The 15,508-nt window shown below is 63.4% G+C and carries 13 protein-coding genes and 1 tRNA gene; 4 read left to right on the plus strand and 10 right to left on the minus strand.

All coding sequences use genetic code 11. From position 1 onward, the window contains the following. Window positions 1–8: 8 nt before the first annotated feature. The 5 genes from guaA to BMI91_RS19855 all read right to left on the minus strand — a co-directional run bounded on the left by guaA (window position 9) and on the right by BMI91_RS19855 (window position 5,853). A complete protein-coding gene (guaA, locus tag BMI91_RS13045; RefSeq protein ID WP_078605279.1) occupies window positions 9–1,571 on the minus strand; it encodes a glutamine-hydrolyzing GMP synthase in 1,563 nt (520 codons plus the stop codon). Between the two features lie 148 nt (window positions 1,572–1,719). Beyond that, on the minus strand, window positions 1,720–3,042 hold the full coding sequence (locus BMI91_RS13050) for an HlyC/CorC family transporter (RefSeq protein WP_078550460.1): 1,323 nt from the start codon (window positions 3,040–3,042) through the stop codon (window positions 1,720–1,722). A 33-nt stretch (window positions 3,043–3,075) separates the two neighbouring features. Beyond that, complete coding sequence (locus BMI91_RS13055) at window positions 3,076–4,053, minus strand: site-specific tyrosine recombinase XerD (RefSeq protein ID WP_078605281.1); 978 nt, start codon at window positions 4,051–4,053, stop codon at window positions 3,076–3,078. Then, entirely contained in the window at window positions 4,050–5,654 is a 1,605-nt protein-coding gene (locus BMI91_RS13060; RefSeq protein ID WP_078605282.1) for a hypothetical protein, read from the minus strand. Before BMI91_RS13060 ends, BMI91_RS13055 begins: the two co-directional genes overlap by 4 nt. After that, window positions 5,644–5,853: a hypothetical protein gene (locus BMI91_RS19855; protein ID WP_078520626.1), complete on the minus strand. Its 210-nt coding sequence runs from the start codon at window positions 5,851–5,853 to the stop codon at window positions 5,644–5,646. The genes BMI91_RS13060 and BMI91_RS19855 overlap by 11 nt, the downstream gene beginning before the upstream one ends. Window positions 5,854–6,087: 234 nt before the next feature. Between BMI91_RS19855 and BMI91_RS13070 the strand changes: the two genes are divergently transcribed. From BMI91_RS13070 to BMI91_RS13080, 3 genes are all read left to right on the plus strand, one after another. Further along, on the plus strand, window positions 6,088–6,660 hold the full coding sequence (locus BMI91_RS13070) for a shikimate kinase (RefSeq protein ID WP_078605283.1): 573 nt from the start codon (window positions 6,088–6,090) through the stop codon (window positions 6,658–6,660). After that, on the plus strand, window positions 6,653–7,759 hold the full coding sequence (gene aroB / locus BMI91_RS13075) for a 3-dehydroquinate synthase (protein ID WP_078605285.1): 1,107 nt from the start codon (window positions 6,653–6,655) through the stop codon (window positions 7,757–7,759). The genes BMI91_RS13070 and aroB overlap by 8 nt, the downstream gene beginning before the upstream one ends. Before the next feature lie 51 nt (window positions 7,760–7,810). Further along, window positions 7,811–7,887 (plus strand) — tRNA-Arg (locus BMI91_RS13080). Between the two features lie 262 nt (window positions 7,888–8,149). Here the strand turns inward: BMI91_RS13080 and BMI91_RS13085 are convergent. From BMI91_RS13085 to BMI91_RS13105, 5 genes are all read right to left on the minus strand, one after another. Beyond that, window positions 8,150–8,410, minus strand: a complete 261-nt coding sequence (locus BMI91_RS13085) for a pyocin activator PrtN family protein (protein WP_078605287.1) — start codon at window positions 8,408–8,410, stop codon at window positions 8,150–8,152. A 191-nt stretch (window positions 8,411–8,601) separates the two neighbouring features. Next, complete coding sequence (locus BMI91_RS13090; protein WP_078605288.1) at window positions 8,602–9,087, minus strand: hypothetical protein; 486 nt, start codon at window positions 9,085–9,087, stop codon at window positions 8,602–8,604. A 125-nt stretch (window positions 9,088–9,212) separates the two neighbouring features. Beyond that, entirely contained in the window at window positions 9,213–9,428 is a 216-nt protein-coding gene (locus BMI91_RS13095; protein WP_078605290.1) for a hypothetical protein, read from the minus strand. Then, a complete protein-coding gene (locus BMI91_RS13100) occupies window positions 9,421–12,630 on the minus strand; it encodes a phage tail length tape measure family protein (protein ID WP_078605291.1) in 3,210 nt (1,069 codons plus the stop codon). The genes BMI91_RS13095 and BMI91_RS13100 overlap by 8 nt, the downstream gene beginning before the upstream one ends. Before the next feature lie 628 nt (window positions 12,631–13,258). Further along, window positions 13,259–13,945 carry a recombinase family protein gene (locus tag BMI91_RS13105; RefSeq protein ID WP_244176633.1) on the minus strand — a complete coding sequence of 229 codons (687 nt, stop codon included), beginning with the start codon at window positions 13,943–13,945 and terminating at the stop codon, window positions 13,259–13,261. A gap of 453 nt (window positions 13,946–14,398) precedes the next feature. On the opposite strand from BMI91_RS13105, the gene BMI91_RS13110 reads away from it, so the two are divergent. Next, on the plus strand, window positions 14,399–14,944 hold the full coding sequence (locus BMI91_RS13110; protein ID WP_158522157.1) for a hypothetical protein: 546 nt from the start codon (window positions 14,399–14,401) through the stop codon (window positions 14,942–14,944). Window positions 14,945–15,508: the final 564 nt, after the last annotated feature.

Raw genomic sequence — 15,508 nt, forward strand, 5'->3', positions numbered from 1 at the left:
CCTGAAACTCATTCCCACTCGATCGTGCCGGGGGGCTTCGAGGTGATGTCGTAGGTCACCCGGTTGATGCCCTTCACCTCGTTGATGATCCGCGTCGCGGTCTCGCCGAGGAACTCGTGGCTGAACGGGTAGTAATCCGCGGTCATGCCATCAACGCTCGTCACCGCGCGCAAGGCGCAGGCGTAATCATAGGTCCGCCCGTCGCCCATCACGCCGACGGTGCGCACCGGCAGGATCGCGACGAAAGCCTGCCAGATCTCGTCATAGAGGCCATGCTTGCGGATCTGGTCGATATAGACCGCGTCGGCCTTGCGCAGGATCTCCAGCTTGTCGCGGGTGATCTCGCCGGGGCAGCGGATCGCGAGGCCGGGGCCGGGGAAGGGGTGACGGCCGATGAACGACGCCGGCAGACCCAGCTCGTGACCCAGCGCGCGGACCTCGTCCTTGAACAGCTCGCGCAGCGGCTCGACCAGCTTGAGGCCCATCTTCTCGGGCAGACCGCCCACATTGTGGTGGCTCTTGATCGTGACCGAGGGACCGCCCGAAAAGCTCACCGATTCAATGACATCGGGATAGAGCGTGCCCTGCGCGAGGAAGCTCGCATCCTCGATCTCGCCCGCGTATTTCTGGAACACGTCGATGAAGAGGCGCCCGATCGTCTTGCGCTTGACCTCAGGGTCGGTGACGCCTTCCAGCTCGCCGAGGAATAGCTCGCTCTCATCGGCATGGATCAGTTTGATGTTGTAGTGATCGCGGAACATCGTGACCACTTCTTCGGCCTCGTTCTGCCGCAACAGGCCATGATCCACGAAGACACAGGTCAGCTGATCGCCGATCGCCTCGTGCAGCAGGATCGCGGTGACCGAGCTGTCGACGCCGCCGGACAGACCGCAGATGACATGGCTGTCGCCCACCTGCTCGCGGATCTGGCGGATCGCCTCGTCGCGATAGGCATCCATCGTCCAGTCGCCGGTGAAACCCGCGTCGCGCACGAAGTTCTCATAGAGCGTCTTGCCGTTGGGCGTGTGATGCACCTCCGGGTGGAACTGCACCGCGTAGAAGCGACGGCTCAGATCGGCGGTGATCGCGTAAGGTGCGCCCGGCGAGGTGCCATAGACCTCGAAGCCCGGCGCGATGCGGCTGACATGGTCGCCATGGCTCATCCAGACCTGCTCGCGGCCCGCGCCATCCATGAACCAGCCATTGAGCAGATCGATCCGCGTCTCGGTCGGCGTCACATAGGCGCGCCCGAATTCGGCGGAGCCGTGCTTGGCCTCCACCAGACCGCCCAGATCCTGCATCATCACCTGCTGGCCGTAGCAGATGCCGAGGATCGGCACGCCCAGCTCATAGGCCGATTTCGGCGGCCGGGGAGAACCCTCGCGCGTGACCGAATCCGGTCCGCCCGAGAAGATGATCGCTTTCGGGGCGAACTCTTTCAGGAAGGCGTCGGTGACGTTCTGATAGGGATGGATTTCGCAATAGACGTTAAGCTCGCGAAGCCGCCGCGCAATCAGCTGCGTGACTTGAGAGCCGAAGTCGATGATGAGGAGGCGCTGATGGTCTGTCATGCCGTTGGCATTAGGACGCGTTTTCGCGCTTGGCAAGAGGGCAGCTTGCGCGACGGTAATTTATCGCACGACTGATCCCTTCCTCTTGGCAAAAATATCCCGGGGGGCGGCGCAGCCGCGGGGGCAGCGCCCCCTCCGACATCGCCTCTTAGCTCTCCGGATAGCCGCCTGGGATCAGCGGCCGGATTTTCAGCCGCGTGATCCGGTTGTCCTTGCGGCCTGCGACCTCGAAGCGGAAGCCGTGGAAGGAGAAGACCTGCCCCTCGGTCGGGATCGTCTGCGCCTCGTGGATCACCAGACCGGCGACGGTGTTGGCCTCTTCATCGGGCAGCGTCCAGTCGGTCTCGCGGTTCAGGTCGCGGATCGTCATCGCGCCGTCGACGATGTAATCGCCGCTCTCGGTGGGCTTCAGCCGCTTCTCGGCCTTGGGGTCGAACTCGTCGGTGATCTCGCCGACGATCTCTTCGAGGATGTCCTCCAGCGTCAGCAGACCTCGCAGGTCGCCATATTCATCCACCACCAGCGCGAAATGGGTGCGACGCTTCAGGAACTCCTGCATCTGCTCGTCGAGCGGCGTCGTCTCGGGGACGAAATAGGGCTTCATCATCACCTTGGCGATGTCGAGATCGGCGACGCTTTCCAACGTCCCGTCGCCCCCACGCACGACCTTCTCGACCGCGCGCAGCAGGTCTTTCGAGTGGATGACGCCCACCACGTTCTCGCGCTCGCCGCGATAGAGCGGCAGGCGAGTGTGCGGCGAGGACAGCACCGCCGTCAGGATCGTGTCGGGATCTTCCTCGATATCGATCATCTCGATCTGGCTCCGGTGGAGCATGATCTCTTCGACCGTGCGATTGCCCAGATCGAGCGCGCCCAGCAACCGGTCACGGTCTTCCTTGTCGACCGTGCCCTCGGATTGCCCCAGCGCCAGCGCGCCTGCGATCTCCTCGTGGATCGAGAACATATGGGTGTCCTTGTCGGTCCGCATCCCGAAGGCATAGAGGATGCCGCGCACGATCATCCGCACGATGGCGACGATCGGGGCGAGGACGAGCGTGACCACGCGGATCGGCCCCGCGACCTTCGAGGCGACTTTCTCGGGCAGGGTGATCGCATAGGTCTTGGGCAGCACTTCCGAGAAGACCAGCACCAGCACCGTCATCACCAGCGTCGCTAGCGCCACCCCCGATTGCCCGAAGACCCGCGTCATCAAAGCCGTCGCCAGCGAGGCGGACAGGATGTTGACGACGTTGTTGCCCAGAAGGATCGCGCCGATCAGCCGCTCGCTGTCCTCGGTGACTTCCAGCGCGGTCTGCGCGCCGCTTTCGCCCTTATCGGCCTGCGCGCGCAGCTTGGCGCGACTGGCCGCCGTCAGCGCCGTTTCGGAGCCGGAGAAGAAGGCCGAGAGCGCCAGCAGTAGGATGATCGAACCGGCGGTGATCCAGAAGGCAAAATCGAGAGTGTTTTCCATGGTGTCAGGTTATGGGGCGCGGGCAGGGCGCATTCAAGCGGTGCCGTCACTTTTGCCGCGCGGTTTCGCCAGCGGGTGATGCGTCAGCACCAGCTCCTTGAGCCGTTCGTCGAGGACATGAGTGTAGATTTCCGTGGTCGACAGGTCCGCGTGCCCCAGAAGCATCTGGATCGCGCGCAGATCCGCGCCGCCTTGCAGTAGATGGGTGGCGAAGGCGTGGCGCAAGACGTGGGGCGTGACCTTGGCGGGGCTGACCCCGGCCTTCACCGCGATGTCCTTCAGCAGCTTGTGAAAGCCCTGACGCGTCAGGTGACCTTCCTTGCCGCCCGAGGGAAAGAGGAAACGCGAGGGCGGCGCGCGATGCTCGATGCGGGCCTGCTCTTCAGCCTCGTCGCGCGCGGTCAGCCACGCGGCCAGCGCCTCGCGCGCCGGTGGCGAGAGCGGCACCATCCGCTCCTTGTCGCCCTTGCCGCGCACCAGAAGCATCCGCGGATCGCCGCGCGCGGAGGACACCGGCAGCGAGACCAGCTCCGAGACCCGCATCCCCGTCGCGTAAAGTAGCTCCATCAGGCAGCGATTGCGGATCTGATCCTTCTGCGAGCGCCCTTGATCGCGGGCGGCCTCCAGCAGCGCCTCGACCTCTTCGAGACTCAGTGTCTTCGGCAAGCGTTGCGCGCGCCCGGGGCCTGCGATGCGGATCGCCGGATTGTCGGTGCGCCAACCCTCCTCATAGGCAAAGCGATAGAGTTGCCGGATCGCCGAGAGCCTGCGCGCGCGGGTCGATTTCGCCAAGCCTTCGGCCTCGCAGCGGATCAGATAGGTCTCGATATCGGCGCGGGTGAGCGTCGCGTAGCTCAGGCCCTTCGCCTGAAGAAAGCCCGCGAAGTCATTGAGATCGCGCCCGTAACTGAGGATCGTGTTGCGCGCGGCACCGGCTTCGGCGGATTGCGCATCAAGAAAACTCGGCAACCATTGCGGATCGGGCGGCGCGTCTGAACCGGGTCCGGTCATCCGCGATCTCCCAGCACGATCAGTTCGATCGCGGCGCGCCGCGCGACCGTTTCCAGTCCCGCCAGACGCAAGAGACTCAGACCGTCCTGCAGCCGCGGATAATCGCCCTTCGCGCCGTCGCCCACATCCCCGATTGCCTCGATCAGTGCGAGGCCCAGCTGATCGGGCAGCAATCCCTTGTAGCGGTCGGGCGCGGCGCCGGGCGGCGCATCGAAGACCGCCTTCAGCGCCTGATCGCGCGCGCCGCTTGCGGGGGTTGCGCTGGTATCGCCCGCGGCCAGTCCCTTGAACAGCGCGGCCTGCGCCGAACTCTGCGTGCCTTTCCGGGCGTTTTCCTCGTAATTCGGGGTCAGCAGGCTCAGCTCGTAGGCAAGGCGGCCCGCGCGGCCCGGCAGGTCCATCCCCGCGAGCTGGTCGCCGAACAGCGCGCCCAGAACCGGGGCGAGATCTTCCGAGGCCATCACGTCATAAGCGGCGGGCAGGGCGGTCGCGACCCTCTCGGTATCGCTCGCCTCGAGCGCCTCATCGAGCGCGCTCACTGCTGACACGCGATCCCAGAGCGCGCCGGACGCCGCCGCCTTGCGCTCGGTATAGAGGCCCAGCAGCCGGTTCGGGTCGAGCACGCCCGCACGGGCCAGACGCTCTGCGGCCTCCAATTGGGATTTCCAGCCGTTATTCTCGGTCAGATCGGCCTGCGCGAAGGCCAAAGGCAGCGTCGCCGTGGGTAGCGGCTGACCGATCGCCTCCATCATCTTAAACGCAAGCGGCGTGACGTGATCGGGGGGCGGCGCATCTCCGGCCTCTTCGGCCAGGGCCGGGTCGAGGAATTGCTCCAGCAGAGAGCGATCCTCCTGCGGGATCTGCCCCAGCGCGGCCCCCGTGCCATAAGTCAACTCTGCTGTGTCCCACTGACCGTTGCGCGCAAGGCAGAACACCCGCGCCGCATAAGAGGGCGCGATGCCGGGTGTACGCTCGATGATCTTGCAGGCGCGGTTCTCCTGCCCGAGCAGCAGTGCCACGTCGAAGCTACGGCGGAAAATCTCGGGGCTGGCGGTGCCTGCCTGTCCCAGAAGCGCATTGGCCTGTTCCAGCGCGCCCATGTCCAGAAGCCGGTCGATCCGCGCAAGGAACAGCTGGTTGCGCTGTGATGGCGTCTCGATCTGCGGCGGGTTCAGCTCGGCTAGCAGCAAGGTCAGGCTCAGCTCCCGCAGCGCGGGCAGCTGATCGAGCGGCATTGCCCGCAGCGCCTGCGCCAGTTCCGGCTCGGGGGTCTTGCCCCAAAGATCGCGCGGCAACCCGGTGCGATCCGGCGTCAGTAGCCCCAAAGTATCGGCGGAGGGCGCGTCGAGCGAAAGCACCGCGATATCCTCGATCCCGCCAGCCCCGGTGACAGGCGCAGTCGAAGACGCCGACCCGTCGCGCGGCGAATTCGCCAGGGAATGCGACAGCCAGTCGATCGCCGACATCGGGCTGCCGGCCGCAGCGCTGGCCTCCACCGAGTTGTTCGATTGCGCGGCGGCGGGACCCGCCACCAGACCGCCAAGCGTGAAACCGCTCAGCCAGATCAGGCCAAGGGTCGCCGCACGGCGATCAGTTGCCACTCGCAGCCTCGCTGTCAGTGCCTGTCGCAGTACCTGCATCGGAATTACTCGTGCCCGCCATGCCCGAGCCGTCGGGCAGGGTGACTTCGATCCGCTGCTCCTGACTGTCGGGGCTCATGTCGCCCAAGTAAGCAAAGCCGATCACGCCGATCGCGCCAAGCACCAGAAGGATGACGATAAGCTTGAAGATGCGCCCCATAATCTCTCTTTTCTGCCGTCTGTCGCGGCCCGTCCCATATCGTGTCTCTCGGTGGGCGGGCCGTTCTTGGTTGCGGTTTCGCGTTGATCATATATGGCATTTCAGGGAAGTTCACGCCATTCAAGGGGTCCTGCGTCACGATTGTGCAAGGCTCCGCCGATGGCAAGCCTTGTCCGTCCCGCCGGGATTGACAGGGCAGGAATACCGCAGGCGACGCGAGGCAGGGGGCGCTAGGTGGAAGGCGAAACCGAGATCGAGGGGCATCTGACGCGCTCCGTCGTGCTCGTCGGCATGATGGGCTCGGGCAAGACGGCGGTCGGCACTGCTCTGTCCAAGATGCTCGATTCGGCATTCCTCGACAGCGACCATGAAATCGAACGCGCCGCCCAGATGACCGTGGCCGAGATTTTCGCCCGCGACGGCGAGCCGTTCTTCCGCGCTCGCGAATCGGAAGTGCTGGAGCGGCTGTTGATGGGCCCGCCCGGCGTGATCTCCACCGGCGGCGGGGCCTTCCTGTCCGAGAAGAACCGCGAGTTGATCAACCGGCTCGGTGTCTCGGTCTGGCTGAAAGCGGATTTGGAGATCCTGTGGAACCGGGTGCGCCACAAGAACACGCGGCCCTTGCTGCGCACGGCCGACCCGAAACAGACGCTGAGCGATCTGCTGGCCGCGCGTCTCCCGCATTATCAAAAGGCCCAGATCGTGGTTGAGGCCGAACCGGGCCTTTCGGTGCAGGGCATGGCGCGCAAGGTGGTGGCGCATCTGCGCGAAGTGGATGGATTGATCGAAGAGGTGAAAGATGCGTGAGATCGTGCCGGTCGAGCTGGGCGAGCGTTCCTATGAGGTGCGCATCGGCACCGGGCTCTTGGAAAACGCATGCACCGAAATCGCGCCCTTGCTGCGCCGTCCGCGCGTGGCTGTCGTCGCCGATCAGACGGTGGCCGATCTGCATCTCGCGACCCTGCGCCGCGGCCTTGGCGATATCGAGATGGTCTCGCTGACCCTGCCGCCGGGCGAGGGCACGAAAAGCTGGCCGCAGTTCACCCGCACCGTCGAATGGCTGCTGGAGCAGAAGGTCGAGCGCAAGGATATCGTCATCGCTTTGGGCGGCGGCGTGATCGGCGATCTGGTTGGCTTTGCCGCCGCCGTTTTGCGCCGGGGCGTGCGCTTCGTGCAGATCCCGACCTCGCTTCTCGCGCAGGTCGACAGCTCCGTGGGCGGCAAGACCGGGATTAACGCGCCGCAAGGCAAGAACCTGATCGGGGCCTTCCATCAGCCCTCGCTGGTGCTGGCCGATCTCGACGTGTTGGGCACGCTCGAGCCGCGCGACTTCCTCGCGGGCTATGGCGAGGTGGTGAAATACGGGCTTCTGGGCGATGCGGCGTTCTTCGACTGGCTCGAGGCGAACGCGCCTGCGATGGCGGCGGGCGACATGGAAAAACGCCTGCATGCGGTGAAACGCTCGGTCGAGATGAAAGCCGAGATCGTGGCCCGCGACGAGACGGAGGAGGGCGACCGCGCGCTTCTCAACCTCGGTCACACCTTCTGCCACGCGCTGGAGGCCGCGACCGGTTATTCCGACCGGCTCCTGCATGGCGAGGGCGTGGCGATCGGCTGCGCGATGGCGTTCGAGCTGAGCCAGCGCCTCGGCCTGTGCTCGCAAGAGGTCCCGAGCCGCGTGCGCGCGCATCTGCGCGACATGGGAATGAAGACCGATCTCGCTGATATCGAGGGCGACCTGCCGGGCCGCGACGCGCTGATCGACCTGATGGCGCAGGACAAGAAAGTGCTCGACGGCAAGCTGCGCTTCATCCTCGCGCACGGCATCGGCGAGGCTTTCGTGACCTCGGATGTGCCGCGCGATGCGCTGGCAGGCGTGCTCGACGACGCGCTCGCCGCCCGGTAAGCCGATTTCCCAGTTGCGAGCCGCGCGCTCCTTCTTTATACGCCGCTTCAGGCACCCATAGCTCAGCTGGATAGAGCGCTGCCCTCCGAAGGCAGAGGCCGAAGGTTCGAATCCTTCTGGGTGCGCCACTTCCCCCAGTTTCCGGAATTTCAGCGCCTTGGGGGCGGCACAGACGCTATCGAGACGGCCCCGAGACAGACCCGATGAGAGATGCGATGACGACAGATGACGCCCTGATCCGCGCAGCGAAGCTCTCGGTCGCGCCGATGATGGATATTAGCGACTGACAGAAAAACACCGCCTTCCCATGGGGTTAGGCGGTGCGTTTTCTCGGAATCATACTTGGACCCGAATCGGCAATGTTTTTCAGCGGCCTGCGTCAAGGGCGTCTCAGCCGTAAAGCTGATCGAATTCCTTCTTCGCTTCTTCCATCCGGTCGTCGAGGTACTGCGCCAGTTCAACTAGGCCAACGCCCTTGGCGCTCTTCTGGCTCGCCTCCATCCGCACAAGCGGCAGGGGAAGCTTGCCGTCGGCGATCTTGCGCAGGAACTTGATCGGCGTCAGGTGGGGAAAGAAATCCGCGACCACTCGGTCAACAGAGATGATGGGCTGACCCTGATATCGGGCCATGAGCATCCAGATAGTGTCCATTCTAGTGCGTATCCAAATTCAAGTGGGCCTCCTTTCTCCTTGAGATACGTTTCGGTAAGGGCACTATCGCACGGCCAGAGAAGTCGCGCAAGTCACTGAAAACATGTCACTAAATGTGACATTTTGCCGGAAATGTCACATTTAGTGACAGGGCGGCTGACGCCGCCCAACAACCTCGCCCACGTGGGGCATCACGGAAGGCTCGTAAAAGTCAGGTAGTAGCCGAAGCCCAGAGCGATCAGGCCGAGGACCACCTGCAAGCCGATTTCTCGCCTGCTGATCTTAAGAACCACTGCGAGAAATGCACTGAAAGCGAAGAGCACCATTCCGACGACGACGCCTAAAAGGAGCCCCTCGAAGCGTGAGATGTAGATCGCGAGCCACAAGTTCGCGGGTATCGCAGCAAGCTTAAATATCGCCCCTAGAGTGCCGTGGAGCACAGGGGGGTCTAGTGCGGGGTGTGGCGACTGCTGGGCGCGGACGAGAACGCCGAAGTAGACACAAGCGCCATAGAAACAGAGGGCAATGCCTAGAAGGGAACCCTGCTCAAGAAGTGTATGAAACAATGCCTGTCTATCTCCGTGCAAAATAAAAATGAGCTTTAGGCCCTGATACGCCAAGCGCATAGCAAGGGTTGGCCGAAGGCGAGCGCCTTCGACCTTACGGTTATCACTCATGGTGACCTCACAGTAAGAAATTTATGAAAATGGAGGAGGGCGGCGAGCCGCGCCTTTCTCCTCCTATCTTCAATTACTGTTCTTCACCGGGGTTTGTCACATCGGGGCGACGAGATTTTCAGGGGCTAGCCGATCTGTATGCCGCCGTCAGGCGGTGCCGGGTCGTCGGGTTGGGGGCCCGCGTCAGCGGGCGCGGCAACCGTCCAGAAGGTCAGGCCGTCCGCGCTCGCGATCACTTCGACGCCCGCCCGGTGAAGGGCTCGCAGCTTCTCGGTGGTGGGTTCGATAAGCTCGCGATACTGTCCGAGCGGATGCCGCGCGTTGGGTTCGTTGTTAGTCATTTGAGCGAATGGCCTCCCGACCTGCGCGCGCCATGTCGGCGGCGATCTGTTTCTTCGACTTGCGGAAGCTGTCCGCATCCGGCGTGTTCACGGTCATGTTGATCGTCTGCGGGGCGTAGACCTTACCGCCACCGCCCCCGTCGCTCATCTCCACCGGGACCTTGCGCCCTTTCGAGAGCGGGATAACCGCCTCGTTGGGATGCAGCACCGCCGGAATTCCCGAGGTGTTGTGCGTGCCCTCGGCGTAGTGCGGAGCGCTGCGGAAGGCGGCGACGGGCGTGGAGGAGAAGCCCACCGGCTGCGTGGAAATCCCGCCTTCTTTGAACGCGCCTAGCGCCATGGACAGAACACCGCCCCAGCCGCCCAGAGAGGCGAGGAGACCGCCGCCAGCGGCCCCACCTGTGCCGCCACCTGCAACGGCAGCTCCGAGGATGGGTGCGCCTGCCTGAGCCCCGCTGACGATGCCCTGCCGCATGCTCGACGCGCCCTGCGTCGACGCTGCGCGGACCTGCACCCCGGTAGAGATGCCCGCAAGGCGCTGTTGCTGCGCAGCCTGAGCCCCGCCCATCGCCACGCCCGACTGCAACGAGGTCTGGGCCTGCACGCCGCCCGAGGTCATCGCTTGCCCGATCTGGGCCGCGACGGTCTGGCCCGCCTGCATCATGGCCGTGCTGATCTGTGTGGCGGCTTGCGCGCCGCCTGCGGCTACGCCCGATCCGTCCGCCGAAACGCTGGCACCGCCCCAGCCAGCGACCATATCGCCCATCCCGCCGATGACTTGATCAAGGCCGGTGGCTTTCAGAAGCTCGCCCGTTGCAAGCGGGGCGAGGGCGTCAGCGAAGCTGTTCAGGATCGAGTCCCCGAGCTTCTCCAGCGAGAAGTCGCCCGTCATCAGGTCATGCATACTGGATTGAATGCCGCCGATGACGTTCGTCTCGATATCGTTCGCGGCGGCGCGCCAGCTCGGCAGGCCCTTTTCGAACTCTCGAACGGGGTCGCGCGCGGCCTCGGTCAGGGCCTTGTTGAGAGAAATTCCAGCGTCGATTTGCTTGAGGATCGCGACCGTCCCGGCGTCCACTGCGCCGCCCATAGCTGCGGCAGCCCCGGCGTAGGCCTGTGCGGCCTCTTCGTTCTGGAACATGCCGCTTGCGGAGGCGGCGAGGGCCACACGCTCTTTGTTCAGACCGGTCACCCGATCTTGCAGGCTGTTGTTGAGCTTCTCAACGGCTTTCTGTTCATCGGTCAGATGTTTCGCACGCGAGCCTTTTCGAGCGGGCTTGTTCGCTGCCGTAAGTTGCTTGCGCAGTTCGGCCTGTTTCTGGCCCAGCGCTTCAAGCTCTTGAATCTGCTTGTATTCTGCGGCCACCTGATCAACGTTGATCGTCTGCCCGGTTTCCTGAGCGTGGGCGACCATATCTTGAAGCTGCACGCGGCGGTTCGCGGCGGCGGCGGTCCATCCCTCCGAGAGCTGAATCCCTAGGCTCTTGTTCTGGGCCTGTATGGCGGTGATCTGTTGGGCCACACTCTTGCCCATGATCGCGAGGGCGTTCGGGACGCTCCCGAGGTTCTGGAGGAGGCGGGCAGCTTCATCGGCAGCCGTCCCGATCTCGGCCCGCAGGTTGCTGGCAGCCCCGGCGGCGGCGTTCGTCGCGGTGCCGCTGCCCTCGCTCGCGGCTTTCAGCTTCATCGCCGCATCTTCGGCCCGGATCAATTGGGCGAGCACGCCGCGCGCGCCGCCTTCGGCCTTGTCGAGGCCCCCGGTCGTGCTTTCGACCTCTTGGCGCAGCTTCGTGATTGCCGCGAGCTGATCGTCGAAGGTCCGGGCGCTCTGAATATCCTTCATCAGCCCGAGGAAGGTCCGGGCGCGGTCGGACGAGGTGTCGAATGCGCGCGCGACGGCGTCGATATCGCCTGTGAACGGGTTCCCGTCAGAGGTTAGGGCGTCCCGGATGCTTGCGACCATGTCGCCATTCGCCATGGCGGCTTCGATTTCGGCGACTTTGCGCAGCCGCTCCAGATGGGCGTCGAGTGCGGCATTCACAGCCCCATACTCTTGACGCAAGTTGCGAAGGTTGTGGCCCGCGAGGGCGTCGGTCGCGTTGCGTAGGGCGGTTATCTTGGATTCCGCGTCCGAGAGGCTATCGGCGAAGCTCTTCGTCGCCTCTTTGCCCGATCCCATCCACTGCACCAGTGCAGCCCCGGCGGCAATCACGCCAATCGTCACGAGCGAGACCGGATTAATCATCGACGTGAAGCCCGCCGCGAGGGTGCGCAGGATCGCGGCACGGCCCCCGAGCCCGTTTAGCATCTGCGAAACCTGCGTGCCCTGCTGGAGGGCCAAAACAAACGGGTTCTGCCCCGCCGCCATCATCACCCCGATGTCGTTGAACTGCGCGGCCATGTAAGCCGTTTCATGCCCGCTGACGCGGGCGCTCTTCGCAAATCGGTCATTCGCTGCCCCCGCAGCAAGCAAAGACTGCGCAGCGACCTCGCGCGCTTGCGCGGCTTTGACGGCGCTCATGGCCCCGGCATCTTCAAGCTGCTGGATTTCGGACAGGGCGCGCGCGTATTGCTCGCTCGACGCGTAAACGGAATCGTATTTCGCGCGCAGGGCGTTGAGCGCGTTGGCTTCCTGTGTCGCGGCGCGGCTCGCTTCCTCGGTCTGACGCGCAAGCATGGCCTGTTCTCCGCGCAGGTGTTCGGCTGCGACAGTGGTCTGGAGGAGGCCGCTGCGTAGATCGTCGAAACCGGATTTCGCGGCGCGGACGTCGAGAGGGGAGGAGGCGGCGAGGAGGTCGGTCTTGAGGCGCGTTAGCGCCCCTTCGAGCTGAGCAATCCCGGCGGTATCGCCGAGGTCCGACAGGCGGAGGGCGAGACGCTGGGCAGCTTGTTCGCTCTGTCGGATCGCGGATGCGCTGGCGAGGGCCGTGCGTTGGATTTGGGCGGCGGCTTTGTCGCTGGCGCTCGCTGCCGAGGTCTGGGCCGCTGCGAGGCCCTTGGCTTCGCGCTGCGCGCTCTTGAGCGGCGTGACGTCGATCTCCGGGCGGATGGTCTTGAGCTTGGTAAACGCGCCCGAGGTGTCCCGTTCGAGATCACGAACGGCACGTTTGACGGATGCGATTGCGGCGGTGAATTCGCGCGCGCCTTTCTTGGCTGGCGCGGCGTCGATCAAGAGGCCGATGGAGTGGGTTTTGTCTGTCATATGTGGGGTTCTCGCGAGCGCTGTCGGGCGGCGCGATGTGGGTGAGGAGGACGGCAGGCAGGTTCGGTTCGGGTATCCCGGCGCGCCCCGAGGAGAAGCGCGCCGGGCCGACAACTACCCACAAAACTACTATAGCTGAAAATGGCGATATTTCATAGGTTTGCGCAAAACGGTTCATCTCGTTTCGAGGGCAATGCAACGGTCTTCCGGGGGCGGTTTCGGGCATGTGCACCAATTACGCCGAAAAAGATTTGCCTAAATTCGGGGGTATCGCCGTGTCCGAAAGAGGGGTGGGGGCTTTCAGGCTGGGTCCCCCGGTCGAAAGCATCTCACTGTTGCTGAATCCGGGCCAAATCGTGGCATATGGGGCGTTTGTTGCTGAATCCTGAGGGGGCGAGTTGCACTCACAATTTTGCGCAGCACCTGTGGGGCAAAATGGGGGTGGGGGTATACCCCCTGAGGAGCCTCATAAGGCATTGAGAACACAAGATAAAAGTTGAGTTTGATGGTGCTGGGGGGAGGCTTGCTCAAGCCCGCTGACGCGGGCGCGGTGAGGGGGAGCGAGCCCGTCCGCTTATCTTATGACGATTCAGCCAGTCCCGACGCGCTGAGCGGGCCTGTCGGGCGGTCAGGCAGCGAGCCGCTTAAGAGCGTTCGAAACGCTCATAGGTGCCCAGCTTTTGCCCCTCGGCGTGGTGATCGCGGCGGCGTTCAGGGCGTCTGCGATCCGGGCCAACGTCGCACCGGAGTCGCGCATCGGGATGATGATCTGGGCGACACGCTGGGCGGCGGCGTCAGCCGCCTCGCGGGCAGCCTCGTTGCGCTTCATGGTGGCATCGCGAAGACCTCCGAGCTGGACGCCACGGGCCTTGGCTGCGGCGAGGGCTTGCTTCGTGCGGAGACTGATGAAGCTGCGCTCTTGCTCCGCCAGCGCAGCGTAGATATGGAGCTGGAACGCGTCAGCGTTCGGCATGCTCGCAACCCTTATTTTTAAGGCGGGATCGTCCATCAGAGCCGCGATGAAGCTGACCTTGCGAGACAGCCTGTCCAGCTTTGCCACCAGCAATTCCGCGCCCTCTGAGCGGGCAAGTGTGATCGCTTTTTGCAGCTCGGCGCGGGCATCGTTCTTACCGCTCAGCACGTCTGTAAAGGTCGCCAGCACCTCAAAGGGCGTGTCGCTATAGTTGTCGAGGAAGAGGGCAATATCGCGATCTTGCGCCTCCAGTCCGAGGCCAGACTCTCCCTGCGAGGGGGTCGAGACGCGGCGGTAAATCACATATTTCCGGGTCATGTCGGGGCCTTTCAAAATCGTCATCGTTCGTTGTGATCTTTATAAGGCCTCCGATGCATGATTCGCGAGGCTTTTCAATGGGTTGATGCGTCACAAATCTGTTTCGGGATCGGCTCCAATGCGGGGTGAAGGGCGTTTCGACCGGATGATCACGAAATGTAATGTGGTGTAACATTTCGTGAGGTTGCATCTGTTGCGGTCGGCGGCGGCTGACGCATGTCGATTCGGGCTAAACGCCGAAACTTTCGTGTCAAGCCTAATTCAGCTAAGGTGCCCAAAGTTTGAACAGATACCTAGAGGTCCACATTGAACGAGCATCACAAAGATCAGAACAGAGACGCGGAAATTTCTAGCTCCACCGACCATAGAGGCCCCCGCAAGCAGTATGGTTTGCCTAAGGTAAAGCCCAAGGACGAGGAAGGTGTTACCATCACTGTTGCGCAGTCGCGAGACACTCTCTCAAGGATGGCTGCGTTGATGAACACGCCCAGCCTGCTCAAGTTCGTCGATCAAGTAAAAGAAGCGCAGGAAGCCAGCGAGAGATTGGATTCCCAGCGCGGAGGATTGCGACGTGAAAGAGAAGTCCGCAGCCGCGCCGTATTTCCGTACGCGAACGTCGACTTGTCCGCTGTTGCGAGTCCGGCTGAAAAGCGACTGGAGACCCTGACGGCGGTTCAGAGAGAGGGTGTCGAAACCTTGGCGGCGATCCAAGAGGGGGCACGAGAAAGCAGTGCGACTGCGAAGTCCGCGTTTAGGGTCGCCGTCGTGGTCGGTGTTGTCACCGCTGTAAGCGTGATACTTACTGCCATCTCCACATTCGGCCCGAATAGGGATTTGGATCACCTCGGGAGAGAAGTTTCTGACTTTAAGGGGCAACTGGCGGCGATGCGGGACGAGCAAAACGCGCAACGGCAAGAACTGATCGACGCGCTCACCGCTGCAGATCAAGTGGCGGCTGATCCTGTCGGGGGAGCGCTGAGCAAGGGTGCGTCGAAAACTAACGAAGCGAGCGATCCACCCTAAGGTGCTCACCCTCTGTTCGTGCACGAGATGCAGGTCGTCTGCTTTCGCTCGATGCCTGAGAAGCCGCAGCGCGGGCACTCCTCTGCATCTCTTGCCTTAGCCTTCCCCTTACACGTGGGGCAGGGGGTGGGCTCGTGTCGGATTACACCTGTTCCGCCACAGGCAGGGCAATGCTGTCTCTTTGTCATGCGGGAAGCCTTCACCTTTGCCGAGGGCGTGTCTAGCGGAAAGCGTGATGCCCGCTAACGCGGGCAGGGGGCGAGAGAGCGACCCAAGGCGACCCAGCAGCGACCCAGCTTTTCACCCCCTGCTGGGTCGCTCCAAACCCCTTATTTCATTGACCGAAACGGCTATCGACCCAACCGACCCAGCTTTTTTAAATTTAAGGGAAAGGAAAAATAGAAAGGATGGCAGGACTGGCGGACAGTCCACACACCGCGCACGCCAGCACACAGGATTTGCCGGGTGCTGGGTCGCTTGGGTCTGGTGGGTCGATATGGGCTTTTTCGTAACAAATACAACGCCTTAGAGACGACCCAGCCGATGTGGGTCGGTTGGGTCGCC

It is taken from the genome of Thioclava sediminum, assembly GCF_002020355.1.
Taxonomy (GTDB): Bacteria; Pseudomonadota; Alphaproteobacteria; order Rhodobacterales; family Rhodobacteraceae; genus Thioclava; species Thioclava sediminum.